Raw genomic sequence first — 22451 nt, 5'->3', positions numbered from 1 at the left:
GCCGACATGCGCCTTTCCCAGTGGTCCGTCCTTGCTGTCACCGTCCTGCTCAGCGCCTGCGCCAACGGCGGCCCGTGGGTCGAAGTGGGCGGCGAGCGATTCACGGTCGAGATTGCGGACGACGATGCCGAACGCGCGCGCGGGCTGATGTTCCGCGACGAACTGGCGGCCGGCACGGGCATGCTCTTCATCCACGACGCGGAGGAACCGCAGGCATACTGGATGAAGAACACCCGCATCCCGCTGGACATCCTGTATTTCGACAACGCCCGCAAGCTGGTGACCCAGCAGCGCAACGTGCCGCCCTGTTCCGGCGGCAACAGTTGCCCGTCCTACCCCAGCGACCAACCCGCCCGCTACGTGCTGGAACTCAATGCCGGCGAGGCAGAGCGGCTCAAGCTGCAGGACGGTGCGGAGCTGGGCTTCGGCAAGGGCATTCCGCCCGTCCGCTGAGGCTTGATTGTGCGGCCGATTGGCCGCAGTCTGTGGCGATGGGGGATCGACTGACATTGCCGGAATGGAATGCGTTGGCCGGCCAGGCGGACGACACCGTGCCGCTGCTGGAAACCGCGCTGCTGATCGCGCGCGACGAATACCCCGATCTCGACGCCGACCTCTACGACACGCTGGTCCAGAGCCACGCCGAACACCTGCGCCACGAGATCGGCACGATCGAACCGTGGCCGCTGAAGATGGCGGCGATCAACCGCTACCTGTTCGACGAGCTGGGCTATACCGGAAACCACGATGAGTATTACGACCCGCGCAACAGCTACCTCAACCAGGTATTCGAGCGCCGGCTGGGCAATCCGGTGTCGTTGGCGATGGTGCAGATCGAGGTCGCGCGCCGGCTCGGGGTGCCGCTGGATGGCGTCTCGTTCCCTGGCCATTTCCTGGTGCGCCTGCCAGTGGACGATGGACTGCTGGTGATGGACCCGTTCAACGGCGGTCGGCCGCTCGGCGTGGACGAATTGCGCGAACGCGCCAAGCCCCATCTTGGCGGCGACGTGCCGGACGATGCGGCGCTGCTGCACATCCTCAATCCCGCCTCGCCGCGCGCGATCCTGGTACGCACGCTGCGCAACCTGCATGGCCTCTATGCCGAACGCGAGGAGTGGGACCGCGCCGCGCGCAGCGCCGACCGTGTGTTGAAGCTGACGCCCGACCAGCCCGACGCCCTGCGTGACCGCGGACTTGCGTACCTGAAAATGGACTACAAGGCCGGCGCGCAACGCGACCTGGCGCGCTACCTGCACTTGTCGCCGGAAGCCAAGGATGCGGCCGAACTCCGCGAGCAACTGGTAGAGCTCAGCGCAAATCGCACGTCACGGATGCATTGACCGGCACGTCGAGCGTCGACGCGGCATGGTCGACGCCGGCAGACAGGTAGTTGCGTTACCCCGTCACAGCCCCTAGCGTCGATCACATCGTCCGATACAGGAGGCTTGGATGCGCCCACTCGCTACGTTCGCCGGCGCACTCGCCTGCACCGCGGGCCTATGGCTTTTTGTCGCCACGGTCAGGGCCGAGCATCCCGACATGGTCTTCCAGAAGGGCCTGTATCGCATGGAAGGAAGCTGCGGCGACCTCCGGAAACACGGAAGCGGGACATCCGTGGCCTGCCAGTCGTACGTCGGCGTGCTGGTGAAGGAGTACGACAAGCCGGCTTTCATGTTCTTCGACGAGACCGGCGGCATGCTGGCGTTCCGCTCACCAGGAAGCCCCACCTACACCGACGACAACAATCGGGCGACCTACCCGATCGAGGATGTGCTCAACGGTGTCGACAACCTCGTCTACAACTGCAGCGGCGAGTGCACGGTCACCTCCGTGCCCGCCCAGGGCGTCCATGTCGCCTGTACCACGTGGACACCCAAGGACCGCGACAAGGTGTGTTTCAGTGCCCGCGTGGAGGGCAACGGTATCTGGGGTTATCAGCCCTGACGCCACTGCTGCGGGACCGCCGCATCAGTCCAGCTCCACCATTTCAAAATCGTCCTTGCCCACGCCGCAGTCGGGGCACGTCCAGTCGTCCGGGACGTCCGCCCAGCGCGTGCCGGGGGCGATGCCCTCTTCCGGCAGCCCGTCGGCCTCGTCGTAGATGAAGCCGCAGACCACGCACATCCAGGTGCGGAACATGGTGTCGGTGGCGTCGGTCATCGGATAATGCCGGCTGGAAGGAGCGGCCATTGTCCCATCGCCGCCCGCGCACCGGAAGTTCATCGATGACCTCGCTGCCGCCATCCGTCCGCCCTGTCCGCGGGCTGTACCTGATCACGCCGGAGGAACCGGACACCGCGCGCCTGCTGGCGCGCGTGGCGGCCGTGCTGCCGCACGCCACCTGGCTGCAGTACCGGCAGAAGGGTGCGGATGCCGGCCTTCGCCATGCGCAGGCCACGGCCTTGCAGGCGCTGTGCGCACAGGCAGGCGTGCCACTGATCATCAACGACGATGCCGCACTCGCCACCGACGTGGGCGCCGCCGGCGTCCACCTGGGTGAAGACGACGGCGATATCGCGGCCGCGCGCGCCCTGCTGGGACCGCAGGCCATCGTCGGCGCATCCTGCTACGACGGCATCGCGCTGGCCGAACGCGCGGTGGCGGCAGGCGCCAGCTACGTGGCGTTCGGCGCCTTCTTCCCCACCACCAGCAAGATCACTACGCGGCGCGCCACGCCGGCCTTGCTGGCCGCTGCTGCCGCGCTGGCTGTCCCGCGGGTGGCGATAGGCGGCATAACCCCGGACAATATGGGCCCGCTGGTGGCCGCCGGCGCCGACCTGGTCGCCGTGATCGGCGGCGTGTTCGAGGCGCCTGACCCGGTTGCCGCTGCGCAGGCCTACCGAACAGGGTTTGGCAGCGCCTGATGCCCACGTGGGAGCGACGTCAGTCCCGATGAACCACGTTCGGCCCATCTTCGCGACTGACGTCGCTCCCACAGCGAACATTCCTCCTGAATCCGGAATTCCGATGAACCACGACCAGTCCCACGCCCTCTTCGCTCGCGCCCAGCAACTGCTGCCCGGCGGCGTCAATTCGCCGGTGCGCGCGTTCAAGTCGGTGGGCGGCGAACCGTTCTTCGTGCAGCGCGCCGACGGCGCGTATCTGCACGACGTCGACGGCAACCGCTACATCGACTACGTGGGCTCGTGGGGCCCGATGATCGTCGGCCACAACCATCCGGCGGTACGCGACGCCTTGCAGGCCGCTATCCAGAACGGCCTGTCGTACGGCGCGCCCTGCCCGGCCGAAGTGACGATGGCGGAGACCATCACCCGGCTGGTGCCGTCCTGCGAGATGGTGCGCATGGTCAACTCCGGCACGGAAGCCACGCTGTCGGCGATCCGCCTGGCGCGCGGCGCGACCGGCCGCAACCGCATCGTGAAGTTCGAAGGCTGCTACCACGGCCACGGCGATTCGTTCCTGGTGAAGGCCGGCAGCGGCATGCTGACGCTGGGCGTACCGACCTCGCCCGGCGTGCCGGCAGGCCTCAGCGAACTGACGCTGACGCTGAGCTACAACGATGTCGATGGCGCCACCGCGCTGTTCGAGCAGTACGGCAGCGAGATCGCCTGCCTGATCATCGAACCGGTGGTCGGCAACGCCAACTGCTTGCCGCCGCGCGAGGGCTACCTGCAGCACCTGCGCGCACTGTGCACGCAGTATGGCGCGCTGCTGATCTTCGACGAAGTGATGACCGGCTTCCGCGTCGCGCTCGGCGGCGCACAGGCGTATTACGGCATCACCCCGGACCTCACCACCTTCGGCAAGATCATCGGCGGCGGCATGCCGGTGGGTGCCTATGGTGGTCGCCGCGAGTTGATGCAGCAGATCGCACCGGCCGGCCCGATCTACCAGGCCGGCACGCTGAGCGGCAATCCGGTGGCGATGGCCGCCGGCCTGGCGATGCTGGATCTCATCCAGGCGCCCGGCTTCCACGACGGCCTCGCCGCCGCCACCGCGACGCTGTGCGAAGGCATGGAAGCGGCCGCGCGCGAGGCCGGTGTGCCGCTGACCACCACGCGCGTCGGCGCGATGTTCGGCCTGTTCTTCACCGACCAGCAGGTGGATACCTATGCACAGGCCGTCGCCTGCGACACCGCGGCGTTCAACCGCTTCTTCCACGCCATGCTGGAGCGCGGCGTGTACTTGGCGCCGTCGGCATTCGAAGCCGGATTCATGTCCAGCGCGCACACGCCGGACGTGATCGACGCGACGTTGGCCGCTGCACGCGAGGCCTTCAAGGTGGTCGCGGCGGGATGAAGCCGCGGATCCACCAGGTGCTGTTCGATTTCGACGGCGTCCTGGCGCACTACCGCCACGAGGTGCGCATCGCGCATCTTGCCGTGCATGCACAGTGCGAACACGAGCACGTTCGCAGCGCGCTGTTTGCCTCTGGTCTGGAAGCCGAATACGACACCGGCGCCATCGATACGGCGACCTATCTGCGCCGATTGGGCGACGGCATCGGCGCGACGGTCGACGAAGACACCTGGATCGCGTCGCGGATGGCCGGCAGCACCGCCATCAATGACGTACTTGCCAGGATCGCCACGCTGCACGCGGACGTGGCGATGGGCGTACTGACCAACAACGGCGCGCTGATGACGCAGGCCATTCCGCGCATCGTCGCGCCGCTGGCATCGAAGATCGAAGGCCGCGTGCTGACCAGCGGCGGCCTGCGGCAGCGCAAGCCGGCGCCGACGACGTTCACGCATGCGCTCGACCTGCTCGGCTGGGACGCGGCGAGCACGCTGTTCCTCGACGACCTGTTCACCAACGTGCAGGGCGCGCGCGACGCGGGTCTGCACGCGGAGACGGTCACCGACGCCCGCAGCCTCGGCAAGGCGTTGAAGCGCTACGTGTTCGGGCCGCAGACCGGCTGGTAGCGACCGCCTTTGAAACTTGATTGATGCCGCGACGGGACACTGGTGGCCACCCACCGGAGACCTGTCGCCATGTACTTCTTCGCCCGCCTCCTGTTCGCTAGCCTGCTGCTCCTGGCCATCGCACCGCTTCACGCCGGCGATGCCGGCCGCATCCTCATCGTCGTCAGCGGCGAAGGCCGCGACCAGGGCAAGACCCGGCCCGGTTATGAATTCGACGAACTCTCGCAAGCCTGGCTGATCTTCAAGGCCAACGGCTTCGCTGTCGATGTCGCCAGCCCGCAGGGGGGCGCCGTCGAGGCCGACAAGTACAACGCGCAGGAACCTTTCAACGCTGCGTTGCTCGCCGATGCGGACGCCATGCGCGCGCTGGCCGATACGCGCGCGACCCGCGACGTGAAGGCGGCGGACTATGCCGCCGTCTACGTGGTCGGTGGCAAGGGCGCGATGTTCGACCTGCCGCGCGACGCGGTGCTGACCACGCTGCTGGCCGATGCCTATGAGCGCGGTGCGGTGATCGGCGCGGTCTGCCACGGCCCGGCCGCACTGGCCGACGTGCGCCTGCGCAACGGCACGCCGCTGGTGCAGGGCAAGGCGATGACCGGCTTCACCAACGAGGAAGAAGCCCTGTTCGGCAAGCGCTGGGCGAAAGAGTTTCCGTGGTTGCTTGAGGACCTGTTGCGCGAACGCGGCGCCCGGTGGCAGGAAGCACCGCTGATGATGGTCAAGGTGGTCGTCGACGGACGCCTGGTCACCGGCCAGAATCCCTACTCCACCGCCGGCGTGGCCGAGGCCATCGTGCGCGCCACCGGCCGCACGCCCGTCGCACGCACGCCATGGCGCGACGAACTGACGATGGCACTGGCCGCGCAGGCGCGCGGCGGCGACATCGCGGGCGCACGCGATGCCCTGGCGACCGACATCGCGCGCTACCACGTCGACCTGCTCGGCCTGCTGGGTTACTACCAGGCACAGGCGGCGACGCGTGACGACGACGTGCGTCCTGCGCTGCAGCTGATGCAACTGGCGATGCCCTACATGGCGCAACCCGAGTTGAAGCTGGGCGCGGCCGAGGCGCATCTCCGGCTCGGCGAACGCAATGCAGCGAAGGCGCTGGTGCAGCGCGTGCTGGCCGCGACGCCCGACATGAAGGAAGCTAAGGCCCTCCTGCAACGCATCGACGGCTGAACGATGAGGGCTTCCCCGCTGCGTCTCCTGGTGGTCGAGGACAATCCCCTGCTGCGCGCGCAGCTCGATGGCCTGTTGTCGGCCGAGGGCATCGACGTCGAGTTCGCCGGCGACGGTCTCAGCGGACTGCAGATGGCGCTGGCCTCACCACCCGATGTACTGGTGCTGGACCTGGGCCTGCCGGGCCTGGACGGCCTGCGCCTGTGCGAACGGCTGCGTGCGGAAGCCGACCGGCATGTGCCGGTGCTGATGCTGACCGCACGCGATGCGCTGGAGGACAAGTTGCAGGGCTTCCGCGCCGGTGCCGACGACTACCTGGTCAAACCGTTCGCCGGCGCGGAGCTGCTGGCGCGCTGTATCGCGCTGTCGCAGCGTCACCGTGCGGGTCAGACGCATGTGCTGCGGATCGGCACATTGCAGGTAGACAGGCGCAACGGACGTGCGCAGCGGGACGGTCGCGACCTGGACCTGCACGCCACCAGCTACCAGATCCTGCTGGCGCTGGCCGAAGCATGGCCGCGCACGCTGACACGCAGTGAGCTGATCCAGCGGCTGTGGGACGATGCGCCGCCCGAGTCCGACCCCCTGCGCACGCATCTCTACCTGCTGCGGCAGTCACTGGACAAACCCTTCACCGTGCCGATGCTGAAGACCGTGCACGGTGTCGGTTTCCGGCTGGAGGCCGATGCATGACCCCTTCCCCCATCGCGCCGCGCCGACGCCTGCGCAACCGCCTGATGCTGGCGTTCGCCGGCTTCACCGTGCTGGTCGCCGCGCTGTTCGCGCTGTACGTGGTGCTGTTCGTCTACACGGTGGAAGACCAGCTGTTCGAGACGATGCTGGACCGCGAGGTCGCGGCGCAGCAGGCCCACCACGACGCACACGGACGCTGGACGACGCCACGCGATGGCTTCATGTCCATCGTGCCGACGACATCCGCGCTACCGGACGGCATCGCCGACGTGCTGCGCGAGGAACCACGACGGCGCGAATTCGCCGGCAACGACGGTCGCCACTACCACCTGCGCCCGCTGCAACCTACCAAGGCGGATGACTCCTCTGCATGGCTGGTGGCCGAAGTCAGCACCCTGCTCGTCGTCCGTCCGATGCGGACGCAGATGTTCCAGCTGCTCGCATGGACCGGGATCGTCATGGTCGCGCTCGCGCTGCTGTTGGGCAGCTGGCTGGCACGCCGCACCACCGCACCGCTGTCGCGGCTGGCGGATGCGGTCGGGGACGCGACGCCGGAGCGCCTGCCGCCCGGTTTCGCCGCCGGCTTCGCGGACGATGAAGTGGGCGTGGTCGCGCGCCGGCTCGACGACCTGATCGCGCGCGTCGGGGCGTTCGTCGAACGCGAACGCGAGTTCACGCGCGACGCCAGTCACGAACTGCGCACACCGCTGACGGTGATCCGCGCCGCGACCGAGCGGCTGGGCATGGAGGCCGGCCTGTCGGACACCGCACGGCGCCATCTCGACCACATCGCGCAATCGGCGCGCCAGCTGGAACAGACGGTGGTCCTGCTGCTCTCGCTGGCGCGCGAGCAGACCTCGACCGAAGCAGCACTGTCGATCCCGATACTGCCGGTGCTGGAGCGCGTCGTCGTCGAGCAGTCGCCGCTGCTCGAGCGCAAGCTGGTCGAGGTGCAGGTCGATGTCGGCGGCGACGTCTTCGCCGCGCTGCCCGCGGCGGTGCTGAACATCCTGCTGTCGAACCTGGTCGGCAACGCCTTCGCGCATACCCGCGAGGGCCGCATCGTCATCGACATGGAGGACCGCACGCTGCGCGTCAGCAATCCAGGCGGCGCCGTGCAGGAGCGCGACTTCGCCCCGTTCGCGAAAGGCGGCGACAGCACCGGCTTCGGCCTGGGCCTGGCCATCGTGCGCCGGCTCTGCGAGCGCCATGGCATCGCGCTGCGCATCGACGCCGTGTCCGACCAGACGATCGCGCGGCTCAGCCTGCCGGCCGCATGACCCTGCCTGCGATCAGCCGGCGAATGCCCGCAGCGCTGGGTGCAGGCGCTTCAGGCCTTCGGCCACTTCCGCATCGGTGATGTTGAGCGACGGCACGAAGCGCAGCACGTCCGGACCGGCCTGCAGCATCAACAGGCCCTGGGCGGCGGCGAGATCGAGCACCTCGCCGGCGCGGCCGGCGTACTTCGTGTTGAGCACCGCACCCAGCATCAGGCCGCGGCCACGCACCTGCGAGAACAGGCGCAGCTCCGCATTGATCGCATCCAGCCCCTTGCGTAGCGCCGCCGACTGGCGCGCCACGTTGTTGGCGATCTGCGGCGACGCCAGCTTGCGCAGCGCCACGCGGGCGACGGCGGCCGCCAGCGGATTTCCGCCGAACGTCGTGCCGTGCGCACCGAACTGCATCACCTCGGCCACCTTGGGACCGGCCAGCATCGCGCCGATCGGGAAGCCACCGCCCAGCGCCTTGGCCAGCGTCACGATGTCCGGCACCACGCCGTCCTGCCAGTGCGCGAACAGCGTGCCGGTGCGGCCCATGCCCGCCTGGATCTCGTCCAGCACCAGCAGCGCGCCGTGGTGGTCGCACAGCTCGCGCACGCTGCGCAGGAAGCCGGACGCAGCCGGCATCACGCCACCCTCACCCTGCACAGGCTCCAGCATCACCGCGGCCACGTCGCCGCAGGACATCGCGATCTCGAGCTGGGTCAGGTCGTTGAAGTCGACATAGCGGAAGCCGCCGGGCAACGGCTCGTAACCTTCTTGGTACTTGGGCTGCGCGGTGGCGGTGACCGCCGCCAGCGTGCGGCCGTGGAAGCTGCCGCGGAAGGTCACGATGACGCGCTGGTCGGGCGCGCGGCCTTGCGAGCTGGCCCACTTGCGCACCAGCTTGATCGCCGCCTCGTTGGCTTCGGCGCCCGAGTTGCACAGGAAGACGCGCTCGGCAAAGCGCGATGCGGTGACCAGCTCCTCGGCCAGGCGCAACGGCGGCTCGCTGTAGAAGACATTGCTGGTGTGCCACAGCTTGCCCGCCTGCTCGGTGAGCGCGGCGACCAGGTCCGGATCGTTGTGGCCCAGGCCGCATACCGCGATGCCGGCCGACAGGTCCAGGTACTCGCGGCCCTCGCTGTCCCAGACGCGCGCGCCCTGGCCGCGTTCCAGGATCACCTCGCGCGGACGGTAGACCGGCAGGTAGTAGCGCTGTCCGTTCGACAGCAGGTCGGGGGTCGTGGCGCTCATGAGCAGGCGGGCAGCAGACGGGAGACGTATTGTGACGCATGCGGGCAGGCACCGCAGGTGGGGCCCGAGGCAGGCGGCGACGTGTTGGTGCATCATGGCGCCTCATGAAATTCCAGCCGCGCCTGTTCTCGGACCCCCAGCTCAATCCCGCTACCGAGGACGGCTGGCGACGGCGCTGGTTCGACATCATCTACCGGCACGACACGCCGCCATCGCGCAATTTCGATCTGGTGCTGGTGCTGGCCATCCTCGCCAGCGTCATCGTCATCATGCTGGACAGCGTGCAGTCCTTCCACGCGCGCCACGCCAGCGTGCTTTACGCGCTGGAATGGGCGTTCACGCTGCTGTTCACCGCCGAGTACGCGCTGCGCCTGGCGACCGTGCGGCGACCGCTGCGTTACGCGGTCAGCATCTGGGGCATCATCGACCTGCTCTCCATCCTGCCCACGTACCTGTCGGTGCTTGTGCCCGGGGCGCAGAGCCTGCTGGTGGTACGCATCCTGCGCATCCTGCGACTGTTCCGCATCCTGAAGCTGACGCAGTACGTCGAAGAGAGCGGGCAGCTGGTGGGCGCGCTGTGGCGCAGCCGGCGCAAGATCTTCGTCTTCGTCTGCGCGGTGCTGACGCTGGTCGTCATCTTCGGCGCCCTCATGTACGTGGTCGAAGGCCCCGAGCACGGCTTCACCAGCATTCCCACCAGTATGTACTGGGCCATCGTGACCATGGCGACGGTCGGCTTCGGCGACATCGCGCCACAGACCACCGCCGGCCGCGCGATCACGTCGGTGCTGATCCTGATCGGTTACAGCATCATCGCCGTGCCCACCGGCATCTACACGGCGGAACTGGCCAGCAGCCTGCGCGAAGCTTCGCACGAGCGCGGCCACCTGGACCGCCGCGGTTGCCCGGAATGCGGGCTTGAGGGCCACGACCCCGACGCCCTGCACTGCCGCAACTGCGGTTCGCGGCTGCACGCCCCGATGGGCTGACGCCGCCGCTCAGCCGGCGAAGGCGATCTCCGCCGCCGGCAGCGCGCGGATGCCCACGCCGAAGCTGCGGATCGCCGGCAGTGTGGCGTTGTGGTGCGCGCGGATCTGGGCGGCGTCGGCGTGCGCCTTGTCGTGTGTGGTGTGCGCGTCGGCCGCCAGCACCACGTGGTAACCGTGCGCGGCGGCGCTGCGCGTGGTGGTGTCCACGCAGAACTCGGTCGCGTAGCCGCACAGCACCACGCCTTCCACGCCGCAGAACGACAGCACTTCGTCCAGCCCGGTACGCAGGAACGAATCCGGCGTGGTCTTGCGGATGCGGTGATCGCCCTCGACCACCTGCAGGGCCGGATGCAGCGCCCAGGCGTCGGAGTGCGCCTCCAGGTCGCCGGCGCGCTCGTGCTGCACGAAGATCACCGGCGCCGCGGCCGCGCGCGCCTTCTCCGCCAGCGCATTGATGCGCGCGATCACGGATTCGGCCTCGGGCGGCGGCGGTTCGAACAGGCCACGCTGCACGTCGATCACGACCAGGGCGAGATTCATCTGCCGGACTCCTCGTTCGTCTGCGTTACCAGCTTCCCGTATTCGGCATCGAAAGCCAAGGCTCCTGCGGCGGCAGCGCCGCGCCCTTCTGCAGCAGCTCGATCGAGATCAGGTCCGGCGTACGCACGAACGCCATACGGCCATCGCGCGGGGGGCGATTGATGGTGATGCCCTGAGACTGCAGGTGCGCGCAGAGCGCGTAAATGTCGTCGACCTCGAAGGCGAGGTGGCCGAAGTTGCGCGCACTGCCGTAGTCCTCGGGCGGCGTGCCGTCTTCCGGCGGCCAATTGTAGGTCAGTTCGACCTCGGCTTCGGGATTGGCCGGCGCGCCGAAGTACACCAGCGTGAAGCGGCCCTGCGGGCTTTCCATGCGGCGCGTCTCGGTCAGGCCGAGGCCCTCGGTGAGGAAGAGGCCGGTGGCATCCAGGTCGTGGACGCGGATCATCGCGTGCAGGTATTTCATGGCGTTGGCTCGGTGGGGTCAGTCCAGGAACAGGTCAGGCAACAACGTCTGCGACGCATCGACCGCGTACCCGGAGAAATCGGTGACGCCGGCCTCGCGCAGTACGTCCTCGTCGATCAGGAACCGGCCGTGGAAACCGCGCGCCTCGCGCACCAGCACCGCGTGCGCGGCATCGGCGACGATCTCCGGCGTGCGGCAGCGCGGGATCTCCACGCCGGGGATCATGTTCAGCGCATCGGTGGCAACGATGGTGCGCGGCCACAGCGCATTGACGGCGATGCCCTGCGGCCCGAATTCTCCGGCCAGGCCCAGCGTCACGAAGCTCATGCCCATCTTCGCCAGCGTGTAGCCGGTGTGCGGCGCCCACCATTTCGGATCCAGCGACGGCGGCGGCGCCAGCGTCAGGATGTGCGGGTTTGCCGCCTGCTTGAGGTAAGGAAGCGCGGCCTGCGCGCACAGGAAACTACCGCGCGCGTTGACCTGCTGCATCAGGTCGAAGCGCTTCATCGGCGTGTCCAGCGCACCGGCCAGCCAGATGGCGCTGGCGTTGTTGACCAGGATGTCGATGCCGCCGAAGGCATCAGCAGTGGCCGCCGTCGCGGCTTTCACCTCGTCCTCTTCGCGGATGTCGCACTTCAACGCCAGGCCACGGCCGCCGGCATCGTTGACCGCCTGCGCGGCGGTGTGGATGGTGCCGGGCAGTTTCGGATTGGGCACCGAGGACTTGGCGGCGATCGCCACGTTGGCGCCGTCGCGCGCCGCGCGCAGGGCGATGGCCAAGCCGATGCCGCGCGAGGCGCCGGTGATGAACAGGGTCTTGCCGGCCAGCGAGGTCATGCGGTGCTCCGGAGGAAACGTGGAATGGAGATGGACATGTTCACGGCTTCGGCCCTTGGCCTTCGTTGTCTTCCCACTTCAGCAGGCGACGGGTGACGAAGCGGTACACCGGCTTGCCGGTGCGGAACCACAGGTCGCGCAGCCACGAGGTGCGCTTCAGCACGCGCCGCTCGACCGGCGTGATGGACGCGGCGCAGTACATGCGCTTGTGCTTGAGCAGGTGGCGCAGATCCTGGCGTGCCAGCAGGCGCATCCAGCGCGAGCGCGGATCGCCGCGGGTGGCGAGCTGGAAATCGATGATGGCCGGTCGCCCGTCCGACAAGACCAGCCAGTTCGCTTCCTTGGCAAGGTCGTTGTGCGCGATGCCGCGGCGATGCAGCTGCTTCAGCAGCCGGTGCGCGGCGCGGAAATAGGCGAGGTCGCCGCGCGGTGGGCGCTGGTACATCGCCGCGCCTTCCATGTAGCTGCGGTCTAGCCGGCGACCGGTCCAGTCCAGCAACTGCGGCACGTCGGCCATGCCGGCGACCTGGCGCAGCGCCAGCGCCTCGCGACGCGCCAGCCACCAGGCTGGCAGCCGCAGCCAGAGTGGAACGTGCGCGAGGTCACGCCGCACGAAGGGACCCTCCGCCCCCTGCATCAGCGAGATGCGGCCAAAGCTGTCGGCCTTGAGTGCGGCGATTTCGGAAGGCGAGCGCAAGTCCACGTCGTCATTCTACCGTCCATAGATCGCAGGCGCCGGTCATCTGCCGCCGCCTATAATCCGGCGATGGACTCTTCCTGGTTCGACAACCTGCTGGCCTGGATCAGCGCGCATCCCATCGCCGCAGGCCTGGTGATCTTCGCCATCGCGTTCTGCGACGCCGTGATCATCCTGGGGGCCATCGTGCCGGCGCTGCCGCTGCTGTTCGCGGTCGGCGTACTGATCGGACTGGGCGAAATCTCCGGTCCCTATGCGGTGATCTGCGCCACGCTGGGCGCGCTGGTCGGCGACGCCACCAGTTACTGGGTCGGCCACCGCTGGGGCCAGCAACTGCGCACGGTGTGGCCGTTCCGCAAGTATCCGCAGCTGCTGGATCGCGGCGAACTGCTGTTCCGCCGCAACGCGTGGAAGAGCATCTTCATCGCTCGCTTCGTCGGCCCCATCCGCCCGTTCGTGCCCGCGGTCGCCGGCATCTCGCGCATGCCCATGCGCCGTTACCTCATGGCGAGCGGTGCGGCCTGCATCGCCTGGTCGGCCGCTTTCCTGCTGCCCGGCTGGGTGCTGGGACATGCCTACGATGCGGTCGCGGCCGTCGCGGGCCGGCTGGCGCTGGTGCTCGGCCTGATGGTCGTGGTGCTGGCCCTGGCGTGGGCCCTGGTGCTGTACACCTACCGCTGGTTCGCTGCGCATGCCGACGCGCTGCTGGCACGCACGCTGGCGTGGTCGCATGCGCATCCGGTGCTGGGCCGCTATACGGCGGCGGTCTTCGATCCCGCGCGGCGCGAATCGGTACCGCTGGCCCTGCTCGCCATCCTCTTGCTTGCGATCGTCTGGGTCTGGTTCGCCTTCCTGGTCATCGTGATCGGCCACGGCGAACCGCTGGCGGTCGACCTGTGGGTCTACGAACTGATGCGCGCCCTGCGCAATCCACTGGCCGACTACCCGCTCGCGGCACTGGCCTCGCTCGGCGATGAGCAGGTGCTGGCGCCGGCCTCGCTGCTGGTGCTGGGCTACCTGTGCTGGCGCAAACGCTGGATGGCGGCCGGGCACTGGCTGGCGGCGCTGGCGTTCGGCCTGGCGCTGACGGCGTGGCTCGGCGCCTCGGTCGACATCCCCAAGCCACCGAGCGTCAGCAGCGGCTTTGGCTTCCCGTCGATCGCGGTGACGATGTCGACGATCACCTTCGGCTTCTTCGCGGTGCTGATCGCACGCGAGCTGCCGGGCCGCACGCGCGTCTGGCCTTACCTGGTGTCGGGCCTGGTAGTGGCGGTGATCGGCTTCGCGCGCATCTACCTGGGCGCGCACTGGCTCAGCGACATCATCGGCGGCATGTTGTTCGGCCTGGTGTGGCTGCTGGTGCTGGGCATCGCCTACCGCCGGCGCATGGTGCGTTCGTTCTGGATCAAGCCGATCGCGTGGCTGTTCTACGGCGCCTTCGCGCTGGCGGGCCTGTGGCATGCGCCGCGCAACGTCGAGCACATGCTGGCGCAATTCCAGGCCCCGGTGATCGAAGGCTCCGTCGCCCTGCAGGACTGGTGGAGCGCGGGTTGGCAGTCGCTGCCGGCGCGCCGCAACGAATTCGACGACGAACAGCGCTGGCCACTGGATGTGCAGGTCGCCGGCCCACTGGCGCCGCTGAAGGCGACACTGGCGGCGGCCGGCTGGCGCGAGCAACCGCAGGCGGGCTGGCAAGACGCGCTGAACATGCTGGACAGCGACATGGCCGACGACGAACAGCCGGTACTGCCGGCCACGCTGGATACGCGCGCCGAGAGCCTCCTGATGCTGCGCGATGGCGACCAGCCCGGCGAGATCTATGTGCTGCGCCTGTGGCCGGCCGACACCCGCCTGCAGCCCGGCAACGTGCCGCTGTGGATCGGCAGCGCGCAGGTGCTCGAGCAGCAGCGCGCGTTCAACCTGGTCCGCCTGTGGCGGCCGCTGCGCGAGGCGCGCACCGCGCTGGACGCGGTGACGAAGGCCACCTCCGGCCTCGACCACGCGATCGCGCCGCATCCGGATTCCGGATTGCCGGTGCTGCGCGTGCGTACCGGCGACGCATCGACGGGGCCACAAGCGCGTCGATGACGCGGTTGTAGGAGGGGCTTTAGCCCCGACGCATTTCGTGCAGACATCGCTTATCTGAGCGCCCCAAGGGTCGGGGCTAAAGCCCCTCCTACCAGGCCAACGTCAGTCGATCCACTCCAGCAGGCGCTGCAGGCGGGCGTGCACGTCGTCCTCCTGCAGGATCGACACGCGCTGCTCGGGCGTGATGGGCAGTATCTGCGCCAGACGCCAGCCAACCCAGCCAGCCTGCTCGAAGATGCGAGCCGGCAGCCCGTTCAGATCGGTGCCGGTCTTCTCCATCATGGTCTGCAGCAAGGTGCCAAGCAGCGCGTGCTCCGGACGCAGCGCGTCTTCCCCGTCCGTGCGCAGCCACTCCACGTCCGCCATGATCAGGCCGTTGTCGCGCACCCGGGTACGCACTGCATGGAAGCGGCGATGGCCGCGCACGCGCAGCGTCAACAGGCCATCGTTGCCCGTGTCGAAGTCCTCGATCCGCGCCTCGGTGCCGTAGGCTGCCGGCGTCGCGGGTGCGCCGGCCTCGTTGCCTTCCAGGATCAGGCAGATGCCGAACCCGCCGCCGGACCGTCCGCAATCGCGGACCAGGTCCAGATAGCGACGCTCGAACACGCGCAGATCCATCGCGGCACCCGGCAACAGGACCTGATGCAGCGGAAACAACGGCAGCGATTCGTGCGCCATGCCGGCCCTCAGCCCTGCAGCGCCGCCAGGAAGCGGCGCGGTGCGCCGTCGAAACCACCGTTCGACATGAACACCACGTGGTCGCCGGGGCGCGCCTGCGCCTTCAGCGCGGCGATCAGCGCGTCGGCATCGGGCACGGTGCGTGCGTCCCCACGGATCGCGCCGACGACCTTGCCGGCGTCCCATGCCAGTTCCGGACGATGCAGGAAGACGACGGCATCGGCGATGTCGAGCGACGGCGCCAGCGCCTCCGCATGCGCGCCGGAGCGCATCGAATTGCTGCGCGGCTCCATCGCCACCACGATGCGCGCCGCGCCGACGCGCGCACGCAGGCCTTCCAGCGTGGTGTGAATGGCGGTGGGATGGTGGGCGAAGTCGTCATAGATGGTGATGCCGTCGTGCTGGCCGATCACTTCCAGCCGCCGCTTCACGCTGCGGAAGGCGGCCAGCGAAGGCAGCACGGTGGCGACATCGACGCCGACCGCATGGCAGGCGGCCAGCGCGGCAAGGCCGTTCAGCACGTTGTGACGGCCGAGCATCGGCCAGTGCACCTCACCGATCTCGGTGCCGTGATGGCGCACGGCGAAGGCGCTGCCATCGTCGCGGATCAGCCGCGCGCTCCATTCCAGCGATGCGTCGAAGCCGAAGCGCTCGACCGGCGTCCAGCAGCCCATCGCCAACACTTCGGCGAGGCGCGCATCCTCGCCGTTGACGATCAGTCGGCCGCGGCGCGGCACGGTGCGGACCAGGTGGTGGAACTGACGCTGGATGGCGGCCACGTCCGGGAAGATGTCGGCGTGGTCGTATTCCAGGTTGTTGAGGATGGCGACCAGCGGGCGGTAGTGGACGAACTTGCTGCGCTTGTCGAAGAACGCGGTGTCGTACTCGTCCGCCTCGACGACGAACTCGCGTCCGCCGCCGATGCGCGCGGACGCGCCGAAATCCTCGGCCACGCCGCCGATGAGGAAACCGGGCGAGCGGCCTGCCGCGTCCAGCAGGTAGGTCAGGATGGTCGTGGTGGTGGTCTTTCCGTGGGTGCCGGCGACGGCCAGCGTGTCGCGGCCGGGCAGCACGCGTTCGGACAGCCACTGCGCACCGGAGATGTAGCGGCGGCCCTGGTCGAGCACCGCTTCCACCGCGGGGTTGCCGCGCGACAGTGCGTTGCCGATGACGATCTCGTCGCAGTCCGGCGCGATGTTCTGCGGCTGGTAGCCCTGCGCCAGCGCGATGCCGAGGGTCTCGAGCTGGGTCGACATGGGCGGATAGATGGCCTGGTCGCTGCCTTCGACCGTATGGCCGAGTTCGCGCGCCAGCGCGGCGACGCCGCCCATGAACGTACCGGCGATGCCGAGGATGTGGATCTTCAAGACGGGACTTCCGTGGAAACTGCGCAGACTTTAGCCGAGCGCGCCGGGTCAGCGCGAGAAGCGCAACGTCTGCAGATCGACGGTGCCGCCCTCGCCCTTCACCACCAGCGTGTTGCGGCCAGGCGCCAGCATCAGCCCACGGAACCCGCGTACCCGATCCACGGCCTTCACCGGTACGCCGTTGAGCACCAGCGAAACGCGTCCCTTGCCCTGCCCGTCCAGCGCCAGCCGGTAGGACCCGCCCGCACCCGCGTCGAAGGTGTACTTCAGCCATTCACCGCGCTGAAGGCCGGCAACCTGCAGGCGGCCATCCGCGTCCTTGCCCAGGTCGACGCCGTCGTTGCGGTAGGTCATCGCCGGGTTCCACACCACGCGTTCGCCGCCATCGGAGATGTGGTGGTTGGCCGGCGTCAGGTCGTGGTAGGCCACGCCGTTGCGGCCCATGTCGAAGTCCACCGCCGCGATCGTGCCCCCTTGCGCGTCGATCCTGTGCGCCTTGAACGGCACCGACTGGTCCGAATGCGGCGCGCGGAACAGTGCGTCGATCACGTCGGGATGCTGCACGTTGTTCGCGTAGCGCACGTCCTCGGTGGCGAAGCGCATCAGCGCGGCTTCGGCGGCCTCCGCGGACGGCTTCGGTCCTTCGCCCTTCCAGTACGCCAGCACCTGTCGATAGCCCTCGTTCGGCACCACCTGCAGCGGACTGTTGTAGCGGATCTTCTTCAAGGGCCACCACGCCCAGCCGATGCCCTCGCCTTCGACCAGCGCGACGGTGCGCGCAAACCAGTCGTTGGAATTCTCGCCGGTTTCGCCCAGCCACAAGGGCATGCGGTGCTTGTCGCGCAGCGCCAGCGCGTCGGCGATGCTCTCGCGGGTGGTGACGTTCCAGTACTTGTGGAAGCTGATCACCAGGTTGTCGTCCCACGGCCCGTCGTCGAGCACGCCGCGGTAGTTGTTGCCCCAGCAGTTGCCCTCGATGACGATGATGTGCCGTTTGTCGACCTCGCGGATCGCGCGCGTCGTGCGCACCAGCAGGTCCTTCAGCGGGGCGTTGCCGTCTTCCTTGCAGCCGTTGGTGTCCGTCTTGTCGGCGAAGCCCCAGTTCGGCTCGTTGATGATGTCGTACGCGGCGATGTAGGGCTCGTCCTTGTAGCGCTGCGCCAGCTTCTTCCACAGCGCGACCATCTTGTCCTGATGGCGCCGGTCGTCCCACAGCGAGGGCTGCGTGGGATCGCGGTCGGCGATGTTGTTGTCGTTGCCCTGTCCGCCCGGCGCCGCATGCAGGTCGAGGATCAGGTAGAGGTCGTTGGCCTTGGCCCAGGCCAGCAGCTCGTCGGTGCGGCGGAAGCCTTCCTCGACCCAGGTCTGCCGGCCAGCCACCGGCTCCTGTTCCACCGGCAGCGTGTACAGCGCGTAGTGCATCGGCAGGCGCACGGAGTTGAAACCCCAGCGCGCCATCGCATCGATGTCGGCCTTGGTGGTGTGGTTGTCGCGCCACGCCTGGTAGAAGGCATCGGCCTTCTCCTGGCCGATCAGCTCGGCGATGCGCGCATGGATGCTGCGCTGCGTGCCCACGCCGTCGATATCGAGCATGTAGCCTTCCTGCAGCATCCAGCCGCCCAGGCCCATGCCGCGCAGGATCACTGGCTTGCCGCTGGCATCGACGATCTGCGTGCCCTGCGTGCGCAGGAAATCCTTGGCCTGCACGACCGGTGCAACCAACAGGCAGGCAAGCAGCAGGCAGGCGATGCGCATCATCGACGACTCCGGACGGTCCCTCGGGACCCGGACCATAGCAGCCGCCTCCCCGCATCGCGACGCACGCGGTCACAGCCCCGCAAAAAGCAGAAGCCCCGCACAGGCGGGGCTTCCGGAGGCCAGGCCGTGGACGGCGCGGGCGTCAGCCCACTTCCTTCGCCGGCGCCAGCGCCTCGGTGATGCGGGTGAACACCTCGTCCAGCGAGCCGACGCCGTCGACGACGGTCAGTTCGCCCTGTTGGCGGTAGAAGTCGATGACCGGCGCGGTCTGGTCGGTGTAGACCTGCAGGCGCTTGCGCACGGATTCCGGATTGTCGTCGGCGCGGCCCTCGGCCTTGGCGCGGCCGGCGATGCGCTCGACCAGCAGCTCGGTCGCCACGTCCAGCTGCACGGCGAAGTCGAACTTCTGCCCCAGCTTGGCCAGCAGCTGGCCCAGCGCCGCGGCCTGCACCAGGTTGCGCGGGTAGCCGTCGAGGATGAAACCGGCCTTGGTGTCGTCACGGGAGAAGCGGTCTTCCAGCATGCCGAGCAGGATGTCGTCGCTGACCAGTTCGCCACGCGCCATCACTTCCTTGGCCTGCAGGCCCAGCGGGCTGCCGGCGGCGACTTCGGCGCGCAGCAGGTCGCCGGTGGAGATGTGCGGTACCTGCAGGTAGTCCTTCAGGCGCGCTGCCTGAGTGCCCTTGCCCGACCCGGGTGGGCCCAGTAGAACCAATCGCATGCTGTAACTCTCCCGAACTGGAATCCTGCGGGCGGTGGATCGCGCCTGGCGCCAGGCGCCGCGCTGCACCGCGTCATCTGTGTGAAGCTTACCGCATCCCGGCAACCCGGAACGAACCCCACATGGCCTCTGGCACCCTACTTTATGCGCAGTCCGGCGGCGTCACCGCCGTCATCAACGCCTCCGCGTCGGCCGTCATCACCGAAGCGCGGGCCCGGAAAATCAAGGTCTTGGCCGCGCGCAACGGCATCCTCGGCGCGCTGCGCGAGGAGCTGATCGACACCAGCAAGGAGTCGGCCGCGGCCATCCGCGCCCTCGCCCACACACCCGGAGGCGCCTTCGGCAGCTGCCGGGTCAAGCTGAAGTCGCTGGAGGCCGACCGCGCCAAGTACGAGCGGCTGCTGGCCGTGCTGAAGGCGCACGACGTGCGCTACTTCCTCTACAACGGCGGCAACGATTCGGCCGACACGGCGTGGAAGGTCTCGCAGCTGGCGCAGGCCTTCGACTACCCGCTGACCTGCATCGGCGTGCCGAAGACGGTCGACAACGACCTCGCCGTCACCGACACCTGCCCCGGCTTCGGTTCGGCCGCCAAGTACACGGCCGTGTCCGTGCGCGAGGCCGCGCTGGACGTGGCGGCGATGGCGGAGACCTCGACCAAGGTCTTCGTCTACGAGGCCATGGGCCGGCATGCCGGCTGGCTGGCCGCGGCCGCCGGCCTGGCCGGGCAGACCCGCGACGAGGCGCCGCACCTGATCCTGTTCCCGGAGCGTCCGTACGACGAGGCCGACTTCCTCACCCAGGTGAAGAAGACGGTCGACCGCGTCGGCTGGTGCGTGGTGGTGGCCAGCGAAGGCATCCAGTACGCCGACGGCCGCTTCGTCGCCGATGCCGGCGGCGGCAAGGATTCGTTCGGCCATACCCAGCTCGGCGGCGTCGCGTCGTACCTCGCCGGCCGGGTGAAGGATCAGCTGGGCATGAAGGTGCACTGGACCCTGCCCGACTACCTGCAGCGTTCGGCGCGCCACATCGCGTCGAAGACCGACTGGGAGCAGGCGCAGGCGGTCGGCAAGGCCGCGGTGCAGTACGCGCTGAAAGGCCAGAACGCGGTGATACCGGTGATCGTGCGCACGTCCGACGCGCCGTTCCGCTGGAAGATCGAGGCTGCCCCGCTGTCCAAGGTCGCCAACCACGAGAAAAAGTTTCCGCCCGCCTTCATCCGCAAGGATGGCTACGGCATCACCGACAAGGCGCGCGCCTACCTGCAACCACTGATCCGCGGCGAAGCCTATCCGCCCTACGGCACCGACGGCCTGCCCAAGTACGTGGCGCTGAAGAACGTGGCGGTGAAGAAGAAGCTGCCTGCGTGGGAAGGGTGATCGGCCGGTGAGTCTCCGTATCGTCCGGCTCGGCAGTCCACGCGCGAAGGAGGAAGGACTGCGCATCGGCACGGTGCGCAGGCCGCCGCGAGGCGTGCCGAAAACCGAGTTCGCTTCGCAGGACTGGTACGACGTCTGGTACCCCAACCTCGCACCGAGCGCGGTACTGGTGAAGGAAGCCCAGGATGTGGACACGCCCAGGGCTTGGGCCGCGTTCGCGAAGAAGTACCGGGCCGAGATGGCTACGCCGGACAACGCACGCACCCTGGACCTGCTGGCCGCGCTGTCGCACGGCGCCGACTTCTCGGTCGGCTGCTATTGCGAAGACGAAGCGCATTGCCATCGCTCGGTACTGCGCGAGCTGCTCGCCGAACGCGGCGCAGCCCTCACGGCAGGGTGACTTCAGGCACCGTCGCGTCGGTCGCGGCGGTGCTAGCGTGAATCTGTCGCCACGCCACCGGAGTCCACCATGTTCCGCAAGATTCTCGTCGGCATGCTCGCCGTCGTCATCGGTCTTGCCATCGCCGGCGCCGGCTACCGCTTCGGCCAATACCTGGCGCACAGGGACACGACGGACAAGCCGGCAGTCCGCGCCAACGCGTGAATCCGCCGCAGGGCGCACGAGCTAAGCTTGCGCGATGGATGCGCTGCTCGCCGAACTGACGGCCCTCGAAACCGAACTCCATCACCCCGGCGTGCCGTGCACGCGCGAACGCCTGGAGCGCCTGCTGCATCCTGACTTCCACGAGGTCGGCCGATCGGGTGCGCGCTATACGCGGCAGGTTGTCATCGATTTCCTCGTCACGCGCCGGCAGATGCCTCGCGTGGTCGCCGACGAACATCGTGTCGAGTCGCTCGCCTCCGACATCGCGCTGCTGCACTTCCGCTCGCACGAGGTGGCAGCGGACGGTACACCCTTCAACGCCGCGCTCCGTATGTCGGTGTGGCGCCGGACCGGATTCGGCTGGCAGCTCTCGTACCACCAGGGAACGCCCGCCGCGCCGTAAGCCTCAGCGGCAGGCCTTGCCCTCGACATCCAACTTCGCGGCGAACAGCGTCAGCGAAGGCGCCTGCGCTGCAGCACCCGCCTGCTGCTTCGCTTCCTGCAAATAGATGCGCGACTGCCCCTGCCCATCCAGCGGCGGCGGTGCGGCGGTGCCGGGCTTTCGCCAGACGCGCACCACCGCCTGCTGCGACGGACAGGCCGCGTCCGGTACGCGGATCACGTCGTTGAGCTTCCAGCCTGCCGCGACCGAGGGCTTCGCCTTGTCGAAGTCCATGAAGCGCGCGCGTGGCTGGCATTGCGGACTGGTGCGCACCGGTGCGTAGCGGTAGGGCTGCGCGGCATCGCCAGTGAACACGCCTTCCAGGCGGGCGCAGGCCTCGGGAATCTGCCGCAGGGTATGCACGGCGCCGACGGCCTGCGGCGTGCCCGCGGGACGCTGGATCTCCGGCGCGGGATCGGCCGCACGCACTGGCGACGACGCCAGCAGGCACGCGACAAGCAGGGGAAGTGCGACGGTTTGGCGCATGGCAACTCCTTGAAACGGATACGGAAACACGGGCAGGGTCGCAAGGCTGGCACGGAAAGCCTGAACCAGCCCGTCACCGCTGGCGGCACGCGGCGCATCCGGTCATACTCGGGCCAGCTCCA

The 22451-nt window shown here is 68.5% G+C and carries 26 protein-coding genes; 15 read left to right on the top strand and 11 right to left on the bottom strand.

The genetic code is table 11. The features are described from left to right. Nucleotides 1–6 precede the first annotated feature (6 nt). From AC04MD_RS07430 to AC04MD_RS07420, 3 genes are all read left to right on the top strand, one after another. Complete coding sequence (locus AC04MD_RS07430; protein WP_475496654.1) at nt 7–453, top strand: DUF192 domain-containing protein; 447 nt, start codon at nt 7–9, stop codon at nt 451–453. Nucleotides 454–491: 38 nt separating this feature from the next. Continuing rightward, nucleotides 492–1340 carry a SirB1 family protein gene (locus AC04MD_RS07425; protein WP_475496653.1) on the top strand — a complete coding sequence of 283 codons (849 nt, stop codon included), beginning with the start codon at nt 492–494 and terminating at the stop codon, nt 1338–1340. A 109-nt stretch (nt 1341–1449) separates the two neighbouring features. Then, nucleotides 1450–1944, top strand: coding sequence for a hypothetical protein (locus AC04MD_RS07420; protein WP_475496652.1), 495 nt, complete (start codon nt 1450–1452; stop codon nt 1942–1944). 24 nt (nt 1945–1968) lie between these two features. Here AC04MD_RS07420 and AC04MD_RS07415 read toward each other — a convergent pair whose 3' ends face one another. Next, nucleotides 1969–2190, bottom strand: a complete 222-nt coding sequence (locus AC04MD_RS07415; protein WP_475496651.1) for a rubredoxin — start codon at nt 2188–2190, stop codon at nt 1969–1971. A gap of 35 nt (nt 2191–2225) precedes the next feature. On the opposite strand from AC04MD_RS07415, the gene thiE reads away from it, so the two are divergent. The 6 genes from thiE (at nt 2226) to AC04MD_RS07385 (ending at nt 8044) form a co-directional block, all read left to right on the top strand. Further along, nucleotides 2226–2864 (top strand): thiamine phosphate synthase, encoded by a 639-nt coding sequence (gene thiE / locus AC04MD_RS07410; protein ID WP_475496650.1) that lies wholly within the window; start codon nt 2226–2228, stop codon nt 2862–2864. 103 nt (nt 2865–2967) lie between these two features. After that, on the top strand, nt 2968–4260 hold the full coding sequence (gene hemL, locus AC04MD_RS07405; protein ID WP_475496649.1) for a glutamate-1-semialdehyde 2,1-aminomutase: 1293 nt from the start codon (nt 2968–2970) through the stop codon (nt 4258–4260). Next, nucleotides 4257–4886 (top strand): HAD-IA family hydrolase, encoded by a 630-nt coding sequence (locus AC04MD_RS07400; protein WP_475496648.1) that lies wholly within the window; start codon nt 4257–4259, stop codon nt 4884–4886. Before hemL ends, AC04MD_RS07400 begins: the two co-directional genes overlap by 4 nt. A 69-nt stretch (nt 4887–4955) precedes the next feature. Further along, a complete protein-coding gene (locus AC04MD_RS07395) occupies nt 4956–6071 on the top strand; it encodes a type 1 glutamine amidotransferase domain-containing protein (protein ID WP_475496647.1) in 1116 nt (371 codons plus the stop codon). Between the two features lie 3 nt (nt 6072–6074). Then, nucleotides 6075–6764, top strand: a complete 690-nt coding sequence (locus tag AC04MD_RS07390; RefSeq protein ID WP_475496646.1) for a response regulator transcription factor — start codon at nt 6075–6077, stop codon at nt 6762–6764. After that, the gene (locus tag AC04MD_RS07385; RefSeq protein ID WP_475496645.1) at nt 6761–8044 is read left to right on the top strand and encodes a sensor histidine kinase; all 1284 of its coding nucleotides are present in this window, start codon (nt 6761–6763) and stop codon (nt 8042–8044) included. The genes AC04MD_RS07390 and AC04MD_RS07385 overlap by 4 nt, the downstream gene beginning before the upstream one ends. A gap of 12 nt (nt 8045–8056) precedes the next feature. On the opposite strand, the gene AC04MD_RS07380 is transcribed toward AC04MD_RS07385, so the two are convergent. Continuing rightward, the gene (locus AC04MD_RS07380) at nt 8057–9280 is read right to left on the bottom strand and encodes an acetylornithine transaminase (RefSeq protein ID WP_475496644.1); all 1224 of its coding nucleotides are present in this window, start codon (nt 9278–9280) and stop codon (nt 8057–8059) included. A 104-nt stretch (nt 9281–9384) separates the two neighbouring features. Between AC04MD_RS07380 and AC04MD_RS07375 the strand changes: the two genes are divergently transcribed. Further along, nucleotides 9385–10269, top strand: a complete 885-nt coding sequence (locus AC04MD_RS07375) for an ion transporter (protein WP_475496643.1) — start codon at nt 9385–9387, stop codon at nt 10267–10269. Between the two features lie 9 nt (nt 10270–10278). Here the strand turns inward: AC04MD_RS07375 and AC04MD_RS07370 are convergent, their stop codons facing one another. Genes AC04MD_RS07370 through AC04MD_RS07355 form a run of 4 tightly spaced genes read right to left on the bottom strand, consistent with a single transcriptional unit; the run spans nt 10279 to nt 12746 of the window. Continuing rightward, complete coding sequence (locus tag AC04MD_RS07370; protein WP_475496642.1) at nt 10279–10809, bottom strand: isochorismatase family protein; 531 nt, start codon at nt 10807–10809, stop codon at nt 10279–10281. Between the two features lie 25 nt (nt 10810–10834). Then, complete coding sequence (locus AC04MD_RS07365; RefSeq protein ID WP_475496641.1) at nt 10835–11272, bottom strand: VOC family protein; 438 nt, start codon at nt 11270–11272, stop codon at nt 10835–10837. Between the two features lie 18 nt (nt 11273–11290). Beyond that, nucleotides 11291–12109, bottom strand: a complete 819-nt coding sequence (locus tag AC04MD_RS07360) for an SDR family oxidoreductase (protein WP_475496640.1) — start codon at nt 12107–12109, stop codon at nt 11291–11293. Nucleotides 12110–12149: 40 nt separating this feature from the next. After that, nucleotides 12150–12746 (bottom strand): phosphotransferase, encoded by a 597-nt coding sequence (locus AC04MD_RS07355; protein ID WP_475496973.1) that lies wholly within the window; start codon nt 12744–12746, stop codon nt 12150–12152. Nucleotides 12747–12875: 129 nt separating this feature from the next. Between AC04MD_RS07355 and AC04MD_RS07350 the strand changes: the two genes are divergently transcribed. Next, nucleotides 12876–14894 (top strand): bifunctional DedA family/phosphatase PAP2 family protein, encoded by a 2019-nt coding sequence (locus AC04MD_RS07350; RefSeq protein ID WP_475496639.1) that lies wholly within the window; start codon nt 12876–12878, stop codon nt 14892–14894. Between the two features lie 102 nt (nt 14895–14996). On the opposite strand, the gene AC04MD_RS07345 is transcribed toward AC04MD_RS07350, so the two are convergent. From AC04MD_RS07345 to AC04MD_RS07330, 4 genes are all read right to left on the bottom strand, one after another. Continuing rightward, nucleotides 14997–15572 carry an LON peptidase substrate-binding domain-containing protein gene (locus tag AC04MD_RS07345; RefSeq protein WP_475496638.1) on the bottom strand — a complete coding sequence of 192 codons (576 nt, stop codon included), beginning with the start codon at nt 15570–15572 and terminating at the stop codon, nt 14997–14999. Between the two features lie 8 nt (nt 15573–15580). Beyond that, nucleotides 15581–16903, bottom strand: coding sequence for a UDP-N-acetylmuramate:L-alanyl-gamma-D-glutamyl-meso-diaminopimelate ligase (mpl, locus tag AC04MD_RS07340; RefSeq protein WP_475496972.1), 1323 nt, complete (start codon nt 16901–16903; stop codon nt 15581–15583). 84 nt (nt 16904–16987) lie between these two features. Beyond that, nucleotides 16988–18697, bottom strand: a complete 1710-nt coding sequence (locus tag AC04MD_RS07335) for a cellulase family glycosylhydrolase (protein ID WP_475496637.1) — start codon at nt 18695–18697, stop codon at nt 16988–16990. A gap of 142 nt (nt 18698–18839) precedes the next feature. Further along, nucleotides 18840–19418 (bottom strand): adenylate kinase, encoded by a 579-nt coding sequence (locus AC04MD_RS07330; RefSeq protein WP_475496636.1) that lies wholly within the window; start codon nt 19416–19418, stop codon nt 18840–18842. A 122-nt stretch (nt 19419–19540) separates the two neighbouring features. Here AC04MD_RS07330 and AC04MD_RS07325 point away from each other — a divergent pair, with 122 nt between their 5' ends. From AC04MD_RS07325 to AC04MD_RS07310, 4 genes are all read left to right on the top strand, one after another. Further along, nucleotides 19541–20797, top strand: a complete 1257-nt coding sequence (locus AC04MD_RS07325) for a 6-phosphofructokinase (protein WP_475496635.1) — start codon at nt 19541–19543, stop codon at nt 20795–20797. Between the two features lie 7 nt (nt 20798–20804). Beyond that, nucleotides 20805–21197, top strand: coding sequence for a DUF488 domain-containing protein (locus AC04MD_RS07320; RefSeq protein ID WP_475496634.1), 393 nt, complete (start codon nt 20805–20807; stop codon nt 21195–21197). A 69-nt stretch (nt 21198–21266) separates the two neighbouring features. Beyond that, nucleotides 21267–21401, top strand: a complete 135-nt coding sequence (locus AC04MD_RS07315) for a hypothetical protein (protein WP_475496633.1) — start codon at nt 21267–21269, stop codon at nt 21399–21401. Nucleotides 21402–21435: 34 nt separating this feature from the next. Then, nucleotides 21436–21804 carry a nuclear transport factor 2 family protein gene (locus tag AC04MD_RS07310; RefSeq protein ID WP_475496632.1) on the top strand — a complete coding sequence of 123 codons (369 nt, stop codon included), beginning with the start codon at nt 21436–21438 and terminating at the stop codon, nt 21802–21804. Nucleotides 21805–21807: 3 nt separating this feature from the next. Here AC04MD_RS07310 and AC04MD_RS07305 read toward each other — a convergent pair whose 3' ends face one another. Further along, nucleotides 21808–22329 (bottom strand): hypothetical protein, encoded by a 522-nt coding sequence (locus AC04MD_RS07305; RefSeq protein ID WP_475496631.1) that lies wholly within the window; start codon nt 22327–22329, stop codon nt 21808–21810. Between the last annotated feature and the right edge of the window lie 122 nt (nt 22330–22451).

This window comes from Pseudoxanthomonas sp. LjRoot206, from assembly GCF_056175725.1.
Note: the sequence above shows the minus strand (reverse complement) of the source record. Positions and strands in the feature narration are given on the sequence as shown.